Origin of the sequence: Paenibacillus odorifer (assembly GCF_000758725.1) — a bacterium.
Taxonomy (GTDB): domain Bacteria; phylum Bacillota; class Bacilli; order Paenibacillales; family Paenibacillaceae; genus Paenibacillus_AQ; species Paenibacillus_AQ odorifer.
This window is the reverse complement of sequence record NZ_CP009428.1, coordinates 344,002-360,587: the sequence shown is the minus strand read 5'-3', so window position 1 is coordinate 360,587 and position 16,586 is coordinate 344,002. Positions and strand designations below refer to the sequence as shown.

The 16,586-nt window shown below is 45.9% G+C and carries 12 protein-coding genes; 4 read left to right on the top strand and 8 right to left on the bottom strand.

Annotated features, from left to right (window positions below):
• Positions 1 to 87 precede the first annotated feature (87 nt).
• Positions 88 to 711 (bottom strand): C39 family peptidase, encoded by a 624-nt coding sequence (locus PODO_RS01590; protein ID WP_036687404.1) that lies wholly within the window; start codon positions 709 to 711, stop codon positions 88 to 90.
• Positions 708 to 3,209: a PAS domain-containing hybrid sensor histidine kinase/response regulator gene (locus PODO_RS01585; RefSeq protein WP_051491506.1), complete on the bottom strand. Its 2,502-nt coding sequence runs from the start codon at positions 3,207 to 3,209 to the stop codon at positions 708 to 710. Before PODO_RS01585 ends, PODO_RS01590 begins: the two co-directional genes overlap by 4 nt.
• A 280-nt stretch (positions 3,210 to 3,489) precedes the next feature.
• Between PODO_RS01585 and PODO_RS01580 the strand changes: the two genes are divergently transcribed.
• Positions 3,490 to 4,305, top strand: coding sequence for a hypothetical protein (locus tag PODO_RS01580; protein ID WP_051491505.1), 816 nt, complete (start codon positions 3,490 to 3,492; stop codon positions 4,303 to 4,305).
• On the opposite strand, the gene PODO_RS01575 is transcribed toward PODO_RS01580, so the two are convergent.
• Positions 4,298 to 5,074 carry a YheC/YheD family protein gene (locus tag PODO_RS01575; RefSeq protein ID WP_036687402.1) on the bottom strand — a complete coding sequence of 259 codons (777 nt, stop codon included), beginning with the start codon at positions 5,072 to 5,074 and terminating at the stop codon, positions 4,298 to 4,300. The two genes, PODO_RS01580 and PODO_RS01575, sit on opposite strands and share 8 nt — an antisense overlap.
• A gap of 181 nt (positions 5,075 to 5,255) precedes the next feature.
• On the opposite strand from PODO_RS01575, the gene PODO_RS01570 reads away from it, so the two are divergent.
• Entirely contained in the window at positions 5,256 to 6,395 is a 1,140-nt protein-coding gene (locus tag PODO_RS01570; protein ID WP_052096721.1) for a glycosyltransferase family 4 protein, read from the top strand.
• A 448-nt stretch (positions 6,396 to 6,843) separates the two neighbouring features.
• Here the strand turns inward: PODO_RS01570 and PODO_RS01565 are convergent, their stop codons facing one another.
• Positions 6,844 to 8,085: a DUF445 domain-containing protein gene (locus PODO_RS01565; protein WP_038568289.1), complete on the bottom strand. Its 1,242-nt coding sequence runs from the start codon at positions 8,083 to 8,085 to the stop codon at positions 6,844 to 6,846.
• Positions 8,086 to 8,390: 305 nt separating this feature from the next.
• Here PODO_RS01565 and PODO_RS01560 point away from each other — a divergent pair, with 305 nt between their 5' ends.
• On the top strand, positions 8,391 to 9,263 hold the full coding sequence (locus PODO_RS01560; RefSeq protein WP_038568287.1) for a Cof-type HAD-IIB family hydrolase: 873 nt from the start codon (positions 8,391 to 8,393) through the stop codon (positions 9,261 to 9,263).
• 473 nt (positions 9,264 to 9,736) lie between these two features.
• On the opposite strand, the gene PODO_RS01555 is transcribed toward PODO_RS01560, so the two are convergent.
• The 3 genes from PODO_RS01555 to PODO_RS30830 all read right to left on the bottom strand — a co-directional run bounded on the left by PODO_RS01555 (position 9,737) and on the right by PODO_RS30830 (position 13,326).
• Positions 9,737 to 11,116: a sugar phosphate nucleotidyltransferase gene (locus PODO_RS01555; RefSeq protein WP_038568285.1), complete on the bottom strand. Its 1,380-nt coding sequence runs from the start codon at positions 11,114 to 11,116 to the stop codon at positions 9,737 to 9,739.
• 2 nt (positions 11,117 to 11,118) lie between these two features.
• Positions 11,119 to 11,955, bottom strand: coding sequence for a DUF6492 family protein (locus PODO_RS01550; protein ID WP_036687392.1), 837 nt, complete (start codon positions 11,953 to 11,955; stop codon positions 11,119 to 11,121).
• A 1,191-nt stretch (positions 11,956 to 13,146) separates the two neighbouring features.
• Positions 13,147 to 13,326 (bottom strand): hypothetical protein, encoded by a 180-nt coding sequence (locus PODO_RS30830; RefSeq protein ID WP_155288067.1) that lies wholly within the window; start codon positions 13,324 to 13,326, stop codon positions 13,147 to 13,149.
• 244 nt (positions 13,327 to 13,570) lie between these two features.
• On the opposite strand from PODO_RS30830, the gene PODO_RS01545 reads away from it, so the two are divergent.
• Complete coding sequence (locus PODO_RS01545; protein ID WP_038568282.1) at positions 13,571 to 15,868, top strand: UvrD-helicase domain-containing protein; 2,298 nt, start codon at positions 13,571 to 13,573, stop codon at positions 15,866 to 15,868.
• A gap of 64 nt (positions 15,869 to 15,932) precedes the next feature.
• Here the strand turns inward: PODO_RS01545 and PODO_RS01540 are convergent, their stop codons facing one another.
• Positions 15,933 to 16,517, bottom strand: a complete 585-nt coding sequence (locus PODO_RS01540; protein WP_052096720.1) for a 50S ribosomal protein L25 — start codon at positions 16,515 to 16,517, stop codon at positions 15,933 to 15,935.
• Positions 16,518 to 16,586 lie beyond the last annotated feature (69 nt).

Sequence of the window (16,586 nt, the reverse complement as noted above, 5' to 3'; positions counted from 1 at the left end):
GTTATTAACTGGATTATAGTATGATCGTCTAAGTAGTGCAAACGTTTGGACTCAAATTTTTCAAGCTATTTTGTCAGGACAACCCCTCTACCTCGATGCATCTGCAATATCTAACCCGACCATCGTAATAATGTCTTTATTTGCAAAATACGGAATACGCCGTTCTTTACCTAGAGTAACTCTACCATCCTTGTACCGCACACCATTATCGTGAACAATCAGGGTAGGACGCTCTCCGTCATCAAATACCTCATATCCTATACCTAGTACCCAATGGTAATCGTAAGTAAACTTGCCTCTCCACCGCAGACGAAACCACTTATCAAATTTAACAGCCACAGGCCGGCCGGCATCAATTTCTGTTTTATATACTTCAAAATCATTAAACGTAGTAATGAGTAACTTTTGCTGATCCTTAGGTAAAGTCGATGAATGGATATAGTTCTTCAGTTCTTTGGTAAAACAGCGCACACTCATCCCCCAAGGTCTTCCGCCGTGATGGCTGTATATGTAATTAATATGAGCGGCTTTGGAAGGAAAATGACCTTTCCCCCGAATAAAGTCCGCTCCGAAATGGGTGTTCCAATACTCCGTTAACGCTGCCATCGTAGCTGGGCCACACGCAGAGGACGGGGATTCGACCCCAACCTCCCACTGTGTATATGGCTCCGCAGGCAGTTTGTTGCTAATCCGAGGCTGTCTATGCTTCATTCAGATAGATCCCCTCTTAAAGGGCTAGACTTAGGAGTAATATGTGGAGTCGCCTCCGGAAGTAAAATCACATTTGTACCGGCATCCAATTCTCCTTCTACAGCTGTTGCCCCTTCCATTGTTGTCTCCCGTTCTTCTGTCTGCACTGTATCTTCCACATCTATCTCAGCTTTACTATCAGGATTGATCTGCAGCGTGAAATAGAAATTAGAGCCCTCTCCTTCACTGCTCTCTACAGCGATGGCTCCGCCCATCAGCTCAACGAGCTTTTTACAAATCGCCAGCCCCAATCCGGTCCCGCCATATTTGCGGTTAAACGAGGAATGCAGCTGATAAAAAGACTGAAACAGCCGATGCTGCTTCTCTAGAGGAATGCCGATTCCCGTATCCCTAACATTAAATTTCAAAGTTAATTTCTTTTGATCTGCGGACAGCTTCTGCTCTACGTAAATACTGATACTGCCCCGATCTGTAAACTTGATTGCATTGCTGACCAGATTGACCAATACCTGACGCAACCGCCCGGCATCGCCCATAATCAGTGGCGGCACTCCAGGTGCCATGCTGCATGATAACTGAATATTTTTCTCCAAAGCCTTCGCTGTAAATAGATCGATTACGCTGTCCAATACGGCTTGAAGCTGCACGGGCTCATTTACAATCATCATTTTTCCGGCTTCAATTTTGCTGTAATCCAGTATTTCATTCAAAATAGATAGGAGCGAGCTGCTGCTCTCCTTAATAATGTCAGTATATCCAAGCTGTTCTTCATCAAGCTCCGTCTCCGCCAGGAGATCCGTCATCCCTACAATTCCGTTCATCGGAGTACGGATTTCATGGCTCATAATAGCTAAGAACTCAGACTTAGCCTGGTCTGCTTTTTCCGCAGATTCCTTCGCCCGAATGATTTCCTTCTCATCCGTGATGTCCCGGAACACTACAACAACACCCTTCGGCTCCCCCTTATCAAACAGAGGGGTTACCTGATATTCCGCAAGAAAGCTAGAACCGTCCTTACGCCACAAGACCGCATCATTACTCTGATAAGATACACCTGACTTAATAGCCTTCATTAGTGGAGATTCCTGCGGCCGATAATGGCTCCCATCGAGTGCTATCTGCTGAATTTGATCCAAATAAGGATGGCCCATAATTTCATCATGTTCATAGTCCAGCATTTGCAAACCTGCAGGGTTAATGAACGTCACCTTCTCCTCCATGTCGAGTCCAAAGATGCCTTCCGAAACTGCATTTAAAATAAGAGTGTACTCATTGCTAAGCTTCTCAATTTGTTCTGTATAACGGATGCGCTCTGTAATATCACGGGAAATCCCATACACACCTACTACTTGATCATCTACAATAATCGGAATATTGGTAGTATTAATCTCTACAAAGTGTCCGTCTTTATGAATAAGCGTTAGATCATAGCTTTGAGGATAACCCTGGGCGGCTAAGTTAAAATGATACAACGTCTTCTCTATGTCCTTCTCATGGACAATGGGGCCAAAGTACATTCCGATCAGTTCATCCAGCGAATACCCGGTCAACTTCTCCAAATTCGCATTGGCGGTCAAATAATCTCCATGCAAATTCATAGAGTACACGGCAGATGGATTATATTCGAACAAAGATTTATACCGTTGCTCGCTCTCCTTAAGCTTGAACTCGAACTGCTTGCGCTCCGTAATTTCACGTCCAATCGCTATAATCTCCATGACATTCCCCTCATCATCATAGGTATAACGACTGCTCGACTCGAACCAGACATAGGTGCCATTCTTATGGCGGTAGCGGTAAGCTACAGCCGGAATAACGCCAGAGCTGCGGCTCTGCTCCATTAAACCTTGCATCATAACTAGATCATCCGGATGGAGATAATTATAGGCGCTTGTCCCAACCATCTCTTCAGGTTCATAACCAAGCAGGGTACGACTAGCCGAAGAACAATATAAGAAAATACTGTCTTTGACCGCATGACGCGAGATTAAATCCAGTGAATTCTCGGACATTAATCTATAATTGCGTTCACTTTGACGAATTTGTTCTTCCATTTGCTGCTGCTGATCCAGATGATCCACCGTTTCCTGAGCTGCGATCTTTAGTTCCGTAATATCCTCGGCATATACTATAATATACGAAGGCGCTTGTCCTTCTTCTGCTCCTAACCCAGAGAACATGAGAGACAGGCAGACGGGTTGACCTTCTTTGTTTAAAAAACAATGCTCCTTCTTCCAGCTGCCCGCTGGCGATTTCTGAAGCTCATCCATTACCACTCTATAGGAGAGCTCTTTTGAATGTGCCTCTCTATTTTCCGATTCTGTAAAAAGAGCCCCGGCAAGAAACTCGGCTTCCGTAAAGCCAAGTAGATTGCAAAAAGCCGGATTGACTTTTATCCAGTTGAAATTGCCGTTATTCGAAAACAGTACGGCCATTCCTTCTGGAGACCTCATAAATGCATGATCCAGAATTGCGTTAAATTCTACCGAGCTGCCCATTTAAGCCAGACCTCCTTTGTTGCTAGCGCTAAAGCTCTCATACCTTCTTATGTCAGTATACGATAAGAGAACTGGGGAAAGAAATGTCTAGCGCATTATTTTAAATTGGAAATATTTAAATTTAAATTATTGACGCAAGCAAATAAACAACTTATATTTAACAATAAATATATCGTTCGTGACCTATTACGATGGAAGCACCCGTAATAAAGGCTTTTGCCTTTGCTACGGGTGCTTTTTTGTTGTCTTCAGGAATACGGACAAAAGGAGGAGCGAATCAATGAACGCACTAAAGTCATTCCCCTTACTACTACTGGTGATCCTGCTATCGTTAAGCACATCAACAGGAGCTTTTGCTGCAGCAACGACTGAATTAACACCTTCTATTCAAGCGGCTTTTGATCTAACAGCTGCCACTGCCGAGGCTCCTGCAAGGATGAAGATGACTAATCTGTACAATGAATTATCTACTTTAAAGATGCAATACAATAACCGTGAGGAGCAGATCCGAACCCTTCACTATAACAATGAGCAAACACTGATTGCGGTACGTAAGCAAATTAAAGAGATTGATTTAGAAGCCGTAGCTCAGCTGGAGGTCACCGTTAAGAGCTGTAAACAGCACTATCAGCCCTTATTCGACCAATACAATGCGCTTCATAAACGTATCAAGATCGCCAAGGGTCTTAAAAATAAGACTTTGAATACCGTACTACAAGCCCAAGGCGATGCTATGAAGGTCCTGGTTCAGTTGGCTCGCAAAGAGATTAGCGACAAACAGAATCAGTTGAATGCAGCCAAACAGACACGTACCCGAAAGATAACCTATGCCCGCAAAACCTTGTCTGGCATTGATAGCCCACAAGTCTCAATTAAATCTAACAAAAGCGTAGTCACCTCATTGAATAAACGGATTTCCGCAGATTGGAGTGACTTCAAAGCAGCAATTCGCAAGCAAAACCTTACATTAACCACTCAGTCTCTGTCCTCACTCGTCTCGGGTTACCGCCAAATCGCAACGCACAAGCAAAAAATCATAGAATTAGAACAAAAGATTTCTGTTGTCATTGCTAATACGAGGAAACAGATCATTTAGTATTTTTTTTCTTCTCATTCGCTCTGCGGTAAGCCATTACTTTGCGGTACATGCTTTTATCAGAAAGATGTTTAAAAATATATGGGTCCGGACTAGTATTCACTTCAATAATCCAAGGCGTCATGGATCTATCCAATCCTACATCGACACCAATCTGTCTAAACCCAGGATATTTCTTATGGTAGAAACGTCCGGTATCTTCTCCTAGCTTTCTCAGTATCCTAAGCATTTGCGCTTGCTGAGCTTCGTTCAGATAAGGAGACAGCAGCTTTTCCATAGCAGTTAGTTTGCCGCCGCTATGATAGTTGGTAACAATCTTACCTTTCTCAGCTACCCGACCAATCAGACCGGTAGTTTCCCATTTGCCCTGCGGGCTGAGCTGGACCATCACACGGATATCAAAGCGGTGTTTCCCGTGCTTTAGCAATACTATTCCTCTCTGGATCAGGTAACTACGTCCACGCGTCGCTTTCTTTAAGGATAAATGGAAGGCGTCGAAGGTTCTAAAAGTCTTAAGTCTTGTTCCACTTTGGTACTTGTATTCTGTTCCATAAGTCTCTCTACTCTGTTCAACCTTCATCACACCATTGCCATAGGTACCGTATTCTGGTTTGACATAAACCATTCCATATTTCAGCAGCATAGCTTTCAGATTGACTTTACTGAATTTTACTGTTTCGGGAATCAACGGTGAAATTTCAGTGCTTCGCATGAGCACCTTGGTTTTAATCCATTTGCTGGTCAATGCAGACTTTAACTTCTTTCCCAACTGTCCTCTCCCCTGTCCCTCAGAAAATAATCACGGCCTTAGTAAGCCTTAGTATTTTATGCTGCAACTGTACAAATGGCATGAGTGAAACGCCCTCTCCGCTTTCGGATGTATCTACTGTTTACTGTGTTGCATATGGTGGAAGAGGATATCCATTAGCGGATAAAAGGAGGCGTGAACCATGCACATTTGTATCATTGCACCGGAGCAGTTCCCAGTTCCGGGAGACGGTTCAGTAGAAATCTGCATTTGGGCCATTGCCAGAAGGCTCGCGGAGAGACATAAGGTAACCATTGTAAGTCGGAAGTTACCTGGACTACCTGCTGCCACTATATTGGAGCAGGTCAGAATTATCCGGTTGCCCGCAAGCACCCCAGCCCATTATCTTACTTCGGTATTAGAATACATTCAGAAAGAATCCTTTGATATCATTCAGGTTGATAATCGCCCCCATCTTATGTCTGCTGTAAAGAAACAGCTTCCTCATATCCCGGTATTTCTGTTCCTGCACTCTCTTACCTTCACACCGGGTACAGATAAAGTGGCAAATGCCTTGGCAAAAGCAGATCTGATCATTGCCAACAGCCACTCCTTACAGCGAAGATTGGATCGCCGCTTCCCTCAACTGACCACAGGGATTCACATTGTCTTATTGGGAGCCGATCTTGATCGGTTTACCCCTGTGCAGACATCTGAAAAACAACAGCTTCGTAGTTTTTACAGACTTCCGCAGACCTTTACCGTTTTGTTCGTTGGTCGGGTTATACCCCGCAAAGGAGTGCCTATATTAATACGTGCTATGTCGCATTTAAACAAACACCTCCCCGCTCATCTCGTCATCGCAGGCAAGGGCAAACCGTCGTACATACGGCAGTTAAAGCTACTTGCACGGCGGCTGAGAGTGTCAGTTACTTTTCTAGGAAATGTAGCTCATGAGAATATTCACACCCTTTATCAGGCAGCAGACTGCTTTGTATGCCCTTCCCAGAATCATGAATCCTTCGGGCTTGTTAATGTAGAAGCTATGGCCTCCGGTCTACCTGTTATCGCTTCTAATAATGGGGGAATCCGAGAGATTGTCGCCTCTGGCCATAACGGTTATCTGGTAGAACGATATCGCGAGGCTTTACCCTTTGCCCGACATTTGCTGCGGATAGCCCGCAATCCACAATTGGCAGTTACCATCGGATCACAAGGGAGAACAGATGCGCTTGAAGCCTTCAATTGGTTGCGTACAGCGAACCATTTAGAACAGCTGTACCAAGCTTCTACATCACCACAGCAGGGGTACAGAACTCTTGCAGGCGGAATGCAATTGTAGACTCAAGAAAAGTAGGGGGGCCCATAAGCCATCAACTGGCTGCTGGGTTCCCTTCTTTTTGGTGTTTGCTTGAGCTAAACAAACACCAATCTCCGATTGAATTAGGTCATATATGCGTATAAAAGGTAGCTATCGGACACAGCTGACCCCAAACGCAGCTTTATCCCACATTTGCAATGCTAAAGGACCCTATAACCACTATTGGCATGAAAAATGCCCAATATGAACGCATCCATAGGAATAACGTCGGTGGAGTCCGCAAACATGTTCCAAAGGCCAAAAACTAACAAATAACGTCATATGGGTCCGTAAGCCTCAGAGAAGGATTATTACTCCACGATGCAGACAGGCCATAAGCAACAACAAAAAGCAGCGATCCTCCAACACGGGAGAATCGCTGCTCTGCTTTTTTTGTGAATTTTACATTAAATAGGTAATTTCCTTCAATTCAAATCAATTGAATAACTGTAAGCACAAGCCCTACGACAAACCCGCATAAGGCTCCGTTCACACGAATCCATTGCAGATCTTTACCCACTTTATCTTCCAACATATTCACTAGACTAGCGTCATCCATGCTGTCCAGATTCTCTTTTACCAAAAGACCTATTCTGTAGTGGTTAGCCTCTACAAAAGCAATTAATGAAGCGCGAATCCGCTCTTCCCAGCTACTGATCCATTCTTGTTCCTTACCAATACGACGTACAAGCAGGGTATATAACGTGAACAGCTTGCGTCCGCCAGCCGCCCGATCTTCTTCCAGTAGGGAAATTGCTTTGCTGCGAATGTTCTCCAATTGCGTATGCAGAAATGCGGTTGCTGCTTCGCCTTCAAGCTCATTCAGTGCCCATTCTTTTAATGAAGCCAGTCTAGCCTCATCATTAACAATCTGGAACAGGGCCACTCGAATCTCACGGATAATCTCTTCACGGTATGGGCTATCCTCTTCCCGAAAATCGCGGATACCGGACTGCAACATACCTTGCAGCATTTCACCAAGCATATCTGCATCCATAAACCCGACAAAAGCCTGAAAGGCCATGCCTTTAAGTCCGCCAAGCTTCACTTCAGCCAATTTCTCGCTGGCGATCTTGCCCAGCATAGCTTTCGTTTCAGGACGTCCGCTCCAATTAGATACCCCTTCCAGCGCATAGTCCAGAGCAGCTACATCTTTACCGTCATTCATTAACTTAGTAACTATTTTATCAGCCGCAGCGCCAAGCTCAGCTTCACGAACATATTCGGAGGCTGCCTTTTGCAGAAACGGTACTGCCTTCTCTACCGGAAGACGAGACACGAATTCGCCAAGCTGCTCCAATATTTGTACTCTTGCCTTCTTTTTACTAAAAAACTTTGTCAGCAGCTTGGAGCCCATTGATATAAAGCCAAACTTACGCAGCTTGTTCTCAATGCTTTCCTTGTTAAGAAGCTCAGTCTCCATCGCGGTGATTAGTGATTGGATGATCTTATCGCGATTCTTGAGCAGTAGTGAGGTATGTGGAATACGTAATCCCATCGGATGGCGGAACAACGCCGTTACCGCGAACCAGTCGGCAATCCCCCCCACCAAACCGGCCTCGAAACCACCTCTCAGTAGAATCACGGCAAGGTTTTCAGGTAGAAACAGTGTAATCAGAAACCCACATGCCATAAAGGCGAGTGACATGGTGGCTAAGTTTTTGGATCTCATAAATAGTCCCCTTTACATAAGCAGCTGCCGATGTCCTTACGCAGGAAAAATACCGTCGGTCACGTTCCTCGAACATAAGCTGACGATAGATTCGGCTAGTCGGTTAGTTTGACAACTATTGTACCACGACTGAACTATTTTCTAAAAATATACTGTAAAAACCTTTTATCTCCTGTTGGACGTTCATTATTGTACAGTTGCATGAAAATGGTTTTTGGTTTTCAGAATATTAATGATAAGATACAAGTAACGTTTCAATACCCCTTAAAAAGTACCACTTTACCTGGAAAAGGAGCTCATACAATATGCTGATTGCTTTAGATATGGATGGAACATTACTGAACGAAGAAGGAAACATCAGTCCAAAAAACCGCGAAGCTATTATAAAAGCTCAGAAACTAGGTCACATTGTTATCATTGCTACAGGGCGCTCTTTTATGGATGCAGAACGTCAGCTTCGGCTAGCGGATCTGGAATGTCCTGTAGTCAGTCTAAATGGCGCAGTCGTCACATTATCTGATCGCACCCTCGCGGCAAGCACGCCGCTGAATAAAGCGGACATCATTCCCGCTCTGCGCTGGATGAACGAAATTCCGGACTTGTATTACGAGGTTTACACTGAGGATAACGTTTATGTAGAGCTGAACAAACGTGTACGGTTAGAGAAATTATCTGCACTAAGCGATGAAGAAGTTCCTGAAGAAGTCAGCTGGCTGCTGAAAGCAATGATCGATCAACAGTTTCAACAAGCAGCGGTAACCTATGTGGAGAGTATGGAAGAGGTGTGGAGCAAGGAGGAAAATGTTATTTATAAAACATTGGCTTTTTCTCTAAACCGAGAGCTGCTCAAGGAAGCCTCCACCCGCTTCGCGGCTATTCCGGGCTTAATTATCACCGCCTCCCATGTGAATAATATCGAGATTAACCATGAAGAGGCCAACAAAGGCTCCGGTGTAACCATGCTTGCTGACCATTATGGTATCTCGCTAGCGGATGTAGCTGTCATGGGCGACAGTTATAACGATCAGCCGATGTTCGAGAAGGCCGGCTACCGGATTGCTATGGCTAACGCTGCGCCAATCCTTAAGGAAATGGCGGAATTCATTACCACCAGCAATGAGGAAAACGGAGTCGCGGCAGGAATTGAGCATCTTTTGAATAGAAATTCTAAAGAATAATTTCTGTATAAAGCAGTGAATGCACAAATAGCATCGTGGGCAGTTCTGCTCACGGTGCTATTTGTGGGTTTATTTTTGTTAGGCAGGGGTCTCTCATTTACACTTTAGGTTTAGCTCGTGGAGTGCCTATAGCTTACTTGTGGCTTACCTATAGCTTACTTATCGCTTTCCTGCAGCTTACTGTGGCTTGCCTATTGCATCCCCCGTCCCTCTCAAGAATTTGTTGTACTTCGTACAGTTAAATGCTCTCTTTTAAGAGCTAATTCGGATTTAATTGCACTCTGTACATTTATATTCAGCAAATTTATTCAAAACGCAAAAATTCGCTATTTTTAACTGTACAAACTACATCTATATCGCAAGGCATTCGCTACTCCACGAAATAGTTGCACTGGATACATCTATTTCATTTCAGCCGCGCAATCTATCCATATCTATAACAGCCTCCGGGTTAAAGCGAACTACCTTTCCATTCATCCTAAATCATCAAGGAAGCTGTCCTCCCCCTCCCATTCGGCAGACACTCGTACATAGTCATCCACCTCAGGAAATTCCAACAGTTCAATGATAATCAATTCGAGCGCTGTAATTGCCCGCAGCCCATGCTTCGTACCAGCAGGAACCGTGACCGTGTCCCCGGCGGCAACCGTATGAAGATGACCATTCATCCGGTATTCTCCATTTCCAGAAAGAAAAGACCAAACTTCTTTAGTATGTTGATGAAAATGGTAACTGGTGTGCTCACCTGCCAAAATGGTTATTTTGGAGGTCGTAACCTCAATACCTGCTGCCGTGCGAGAGAAGTCCAAAATGCGTGAGGTGCCCCAGCGTTTTTCTTCAATCATCGGCTTCGCCGCATGGCCCTCCAGCTTCTGCTTAATTCGTTTTGCCTGCTCTATCCCAGCTACCAATATACCATCTGGCCCTGCCGCCACGATTAAACCAGGAGCGCCGATGATATGCACAGGACAAGAGAGTTCGTTGATCAAATGGGTACCTTTTGAATCCTCTGAGATACTCCCCTCGCCAATCACCGTTCCTTGCAAATGGGGAACAAGCGCATCCCAGCTGCCAATATCCGCCCATACCCCAATATAGGGGATCACTACCGCACACCGTGTGTGTTCCAGCACCTCATAGTCAAAGCTTCGTTCTGGCAATTGATCATAATGCCCCAAAAACTCCATGTAATCTACTGGAAGATTCCGTTCCTTCATACTTGATAGCAAATATCCTAATGAGCAGGAAAACACGCCGCAATTCCACAGTCCTCCCTGAGAAATGAACTCAGCCGCTGTCGATTCGTTCGGTTTCTCTGCAAACTGCTCAACATTTAAAAAAGACGTCCCTCCTACCCCTGACCCTTCACCAGGCAGAATATAACCGAACTGTGTAGAAGGAAATTCAGGTAAAACACCAATCAAAGCAATATCTGCTTGTGATTCGGCAAGTACACTAGGAAATTGATGAAGCTGCTTAAAAAAAGAAGTCTCCACATACGAATCCACCGGAATGACCACTACGATCTCTTTTGAGTCCATACCCTTCACAGAATGCAGATAACTTGCCGCCAGAGCTACTGCAGTAAAAGTCCCCCGTTTCTGCGGCTCCGCTAATAAAGGGACTTGAGCACCAACGGATTTGCGAGTAATCTCCACCTGACTGCGATGAGTCACAATGCAGCTTGAATCCAACAAGCCTACTTCTTCCAGCCCTCTGCATACCCGCTCGATCATCGACTCCACACCGCCAGCTTCTGTTGGAAGCAGCCTTAAAAAAGCTTTAGACCTGATCTCATTTGATAGCGGCCATAACCGCTTCCCCGATCCCCCTGAAAGGAGTACGATCTGCAACCCTATCGCCCCCCTGCGCTGGATTTAGCCCCCGGTGTTCTCACATACCCCTTTCGTTTATGAAAAGACAATGATCTATACTTCTCAGCCAGCTGATTCACTCTCTGCTTGGATAGCTGTCCTGCATTCATATGGAGACCTTTATTACGCGCTTTTTGAATCTTCATTCCCTCGCGATTCTTCGAATACAGGTAATTGGCATAGGTTTCGAATTCAGAAAAGGCAAATTGCTTGGAACGGTTCATACTGTGTAAAATAGCTCGATACCAAGGCATTTGGTGTTTTGCTTCTATCTCTCTTTTCATTTGAGTCAATTGACTGCGTTCAAACAGCATATAATGGGTCACAAATGACGATTTTGCGGTCACCTTGCGGCCCATGAGTTTCCTATAGGTTACAAAATACTGTGGTTGGCTCCAGTTCCGGCTGTAAAAGAGTGTCTTGCCGTCCGCCCGAAAACGGTGGGGGGTGATCAGAACGGTATCGGCATCAATAACCAGAAAATAATCCGCCGTGCAGAGCTTGTCGCCATTCAGCTTCAGCAGCTGTTGGAATAGCCAGCCGGAACGTTCCCAGGTGCGTGAGCGGTAATGAATGTCTTTTTTCGTAATCGGCAGCACCGTATTCTCATCAATAAAGGTACAGCCTTTTGTGCGACAGAACTCAATCATCCGTTTCTTTTTGGGAGCAACAATTAATATCCGGCCGATGGGATGCTTAACATGCTTTCTAACAGCGTCAATCACATGGGGAAGGGTCTGTAAATCTTTTTCAATCGCGGGAATCAGTACGTCTATAGTAACGGCATGTCTGATGCGGACCTTACTGGGCGAGGGCATAGGGTCATCTCCATATCATGTTTTTGCTTTAGGATATGAGCATGATAGGAAAAGGGAATGGGCATCACAGAATTGTTCAGGGGAGTGGCAAACGTGCGCTGGACAATTCTGCGATGCGCGGGGCGGAAATTTTTATATTATAAAAATAGAAACAGACCTGCACCCAGCGCCCTTTAGTAGGGCGAATATGCCTCTCATTTCGCCGACACTGCCACATTCCAGCCAATCTACGGGATTTATACCGCACATTCCGCCCACGCAGCCACATTCCAGCTAATCTGCGGGATTTATACCGCACATTCCGCCCACGTAGCCACATTCCTGCCTATCTGCGGGATTTTTACCGTACATTCCGCCCACGCAGCCACATTCCAGCTAATCTGCGGGATTTATACCGCACATTCCGCCCACGCAGCCACATTCTTGCCTATCTACGGGATTTATACCGTACATTTCACCCGCGCAGCCACGATCCAGCTAATCTGCGGGATTTATGCCTCACATTCCGCCGACACTGCCACTTTCCACCCAATCTACGGGATTTTTACTGTACATTTCGCCCACGCAGCCACAATTCAGCCTATCTAAGGGATTTATACCGTACATTCCGCCCACGCAGCCACAATCCTACCTATCTACGGGATTTATACCGCACATTCCGTCCGCGCAGCCACGATCCAGCTAATCTGCGGGATTTTTACCGTACATTTCGCCCGCGCAGCCACATTCCAGCTAATCTACGGGATTTTTACCGTACATTTCACCCACGCAGCCACGATCCAGCTAATCTGCGGGATTTTTACCGTACATTTCACCCACGCAGCCACATTCCAGCTAATCTGCGGGATTTATACCGTACATTCCGCCCACGCAGCCACAATCCTACCTATCTACGGGATTTATACCGCACATTCCGTCCACGCAGCCACATTCCAGCCTATCTACGGGATTTATACCGTACATTCCGCCCGCACAGCCACGATCCAGCTAATCTGCAGGATTTATACCGTACATTTCACCCGCGCAGCCACGATCCAGCTAATCTACGGGATTTATACTGTACATTTCGCCCGCGCAGCTACGATCCAGCTAATCTGCGGGATTTATACCGTACATTCCGCCCACGCAGCCACATTCCAACTAATCTACGGGATTTATACCGCACATTCCGTCTACGCAGCCACATTCCAGCTAATCTGCGGGATTTATACCGTACATTTCACCCGCGCAGCCACATTCCACCCAATCTACGGGATTTATACCGTACATTCCGCCCACGCAGCCACTTTCCAGCCTATCTACGGGATTTATACCGTACATTTCACCCGCGCAGCCACATTCCACCCAATCTACGGGATTTATACTGTACATTTCGCCCGCGCAGCTACAACCCTACCTATCTACGGTATTTATACCACCGTTGTGTCCCACTCCCACAACAATCCCCAGATTTTTACTGGCTCAATATCCAACACTTTTCCTGTGCAGCAAAAAGCTTGGGATGGTATATTGTAGATTGGCTAAATTTTCGGCACATTTTAAGATGAACTCAAACATCATAGAACTAGGTTTGTTGAGATCACTACTCTATACAGAAATAATGAAGGTGAATCTATTGAATAAGCTTTTATTTCATACTATCCCGCTGGGAGCTACTGGTGAGCGGATCCCGCAAGCGGCTGTGGCCTCAGCGCAGACAAGCCAAGAACTGGTGAAGCGAGAGGATGAGGACTCCGCTTATTTCCGCAGGCTGGAAGAAGGCGGCATCCTGCTCAACCGTCCGCAGATTTCTGCGGTACGGCATCATAAAGGGCCGCTTCTAACACTGGCCGGCGCAGGCTCCGGCAAAACCTCGGTTCTGATCTGCAGAACCGGTTATTTGTTGTCCGTGCGCGGCGTCTCGCCAAGTCAGCTGCTATTGCTGACTTTTTCGAGTAAAGCTGCGGCGGAAATGCGCGAGCGGATCGCCCTATTACCGGGAGTAGGCCCAGCGGACGTCGCGCGGCTGCAAGCCCGTACTTTTCATTCCTTTTTCTTATTTTTCTTGCGCAGACAAGGATTGCAGCAAGAAATTTTCAGTGAGACGCGGCGCCAGCACATCCTGTTGAAACAGATCATGCGTGAGCTAGGGCTACCTAAAGATGCCTATCCACCGGAAACGCTACTCTCCCTGCTCTCTTCCTGCAAGATGAACATGGGTACCGTAGAAGGCTTGCCTGAAGGAACCACCGCTGAAAAAGAAATGAAATCCATTCTGGAAATCTACGAACAATGGAAACTAGACAATTTCAAAATCGACTTCGATGATGTCCTCTTAATCGCCTATCGGATGCTGAAGGAGCGTCCAACGCTTTTGCAGGAATTGCAGATGAGATATCTATACGTGATGGTGGATGAGTTCCAGGATACAAATGCCTTGCAGTACGAGTTAGTCAAAATGATTGCTCACCCGCAGCATAATCTGATGGTAGTTGGCGACGATGACCAGACGATTTATTCCTTCAACGGGGCACGCAGTGAATTCATTCTGGAATTCGAGAAGCTGTACCCGGGAGCAAGGGTTATTACACTTGATATTAATTACCGCTCTGGTCCAGCTATAGTCGGACTCGGCAACGGTATTATCCGGCACAATACGCGCCGGCGTTCCAAAACCCTGCAAGCTGCCAAAGGCAGCGGGAGTCAGCCCCGGTATATGCGTCCGCAGACAGCAGACGAGGAAGCTGAGCAGATGGTTGAGCATATTTTAAACGAGGTTTCGAGCGGCAAAAGAGAATATAGCGACTTCGCCATGTTATATAGAGCGTCCAGCAGCAACCGGGCCGTTCTGGAATTACTTCTTTTACGCGATATTCCCTATATTGATTATGGAGAAGGCCAATTACTGTACGAACACTGGCTAATTTCCCCGGTCGTGGATCATATGCGTCTCTCCGTGAATCGGCGGAATTTTGCGGCTATGGAGAACATCCTGCCTACTCTATATATGAACCGTGAAAAAGGTATGAATCACATCCGGCAAATGGAAGCTAGACAACCAAAGCAAGGCCCACTAATCCATCTGTTGTCCATGCCCGGCATGGAGGATTTCAAGGGCACTAAGCTTAGAGAGCGGCTGGATCTAATTCGCAATATGCGCGAGTTAACCCCAGTCCAAGCGATCCGCCAGATCCGCACGCAATTCTATGATTATTTCATCGAAGCGAATGAGCGGCATCAAGCAACCTTGCATCGCGAAACGTTAAAAGAAATGCTAGATGAACTAGAATCGTCTGCAGAGCGATTTGATAGTATCCCTGCCTTTCTAGATTTCATAGATAATGTTACGGAACGTAATGAACATAATCGTCAGCCAAGCACCAAAGAACAAGGGAATCGGATCGCGCTTATGACCATTCACAAATCCAAGGGCTTAGAGTTTCCTGTGGTCTTTTTGATTGGAGCCTCTGAAGGAATTCTTCCGCATAGCTCCGCACTGGAGGGCGACCGGCTCAAGGACCGCAAGCTGGCCGCTGCAAATAGTGGTAGTTCAAGCTTGGCTGCACTGGAAGAGGAGCGAAGACTGGCTTACGTAGCTGTTACTAGAGCCCGGGAAGAGCTATTTATCAGTTCACCTGCGAGGCATCGAGGCAAAAAAGCAGAGGTCTCCCGCTTCATGTTATCAGCCTTCCGCTCTGCCGTTTCCTCCACAGCAACGACTACGGTGAGCAGAACAGTGACAACAAGACCCTTACCTACCAGTCGCACAACTGCGACAAGAACTCATGTCGTTCCGGTATGGAATTGTACCAGCAATACCTGTCCTGGCTGGACACGCATGAAAGCGGGCGGAGCTGAGGATCATTTAACCTCAAAGCCCTGCCCGTTATGTAGTTCCCCTATGGCAAAGGACCAACGAGAAGTTCCTGTATGATTCAACGCAAAAAAAGCAAGTTTCCTCTTCCCTGGAAACTTGCTTTTTTAATAAAAATATAGGTTTAGGCTGGAGTTACTACCGCTTCTTCTTCCTCTTCTTCATGCACGGTCTTGATCTGGATCATTACGGTTGACGGTTCGGTCAACACTTCAATCCCGTCCTTAAAGATCAGGTCAGAGACAAGCAATTGGTCGCCAATATCCAATCCGCTAATATCCACTTCCATGGAGGTAGGAAGATCTTCAGGCATACAGCGAACTTCCACTTCATAAATTTCAACCTGAAGCGTACCGCCTGCTTTAATACCTACGGCTTCACCTGCAAAATGAATAGTCACCTTGCTGTCCATGCTCTTTTTCATATTTACATGTTGAAAATCAATATGCAGAATTTTGCCGGACAGGGTATCCTTCTGAATGTTCTGAACCACGACCGGAACCTCTAGATCTTCCGATACCTTACCTTGCAGAATTGCGCGCGGATTCTTTTTGAGAATGTCCAGAAGTTCTTTTTCATTCACTTCCAACGTCAGAGTCTCTTTACCAATACCATATAATACAGCCGGAATACGTCCTTGCTTACGCGCCTGATTGATGTTGGACTTGGTGTCAGTCTTACGTGTGTTGAATTGAATAAACTTATTCATTGGGTTTCCCGCTCTCTTTGACCATAAATTCTTGTCACACTAAGTGTAACATGACCATATAATCTAGTC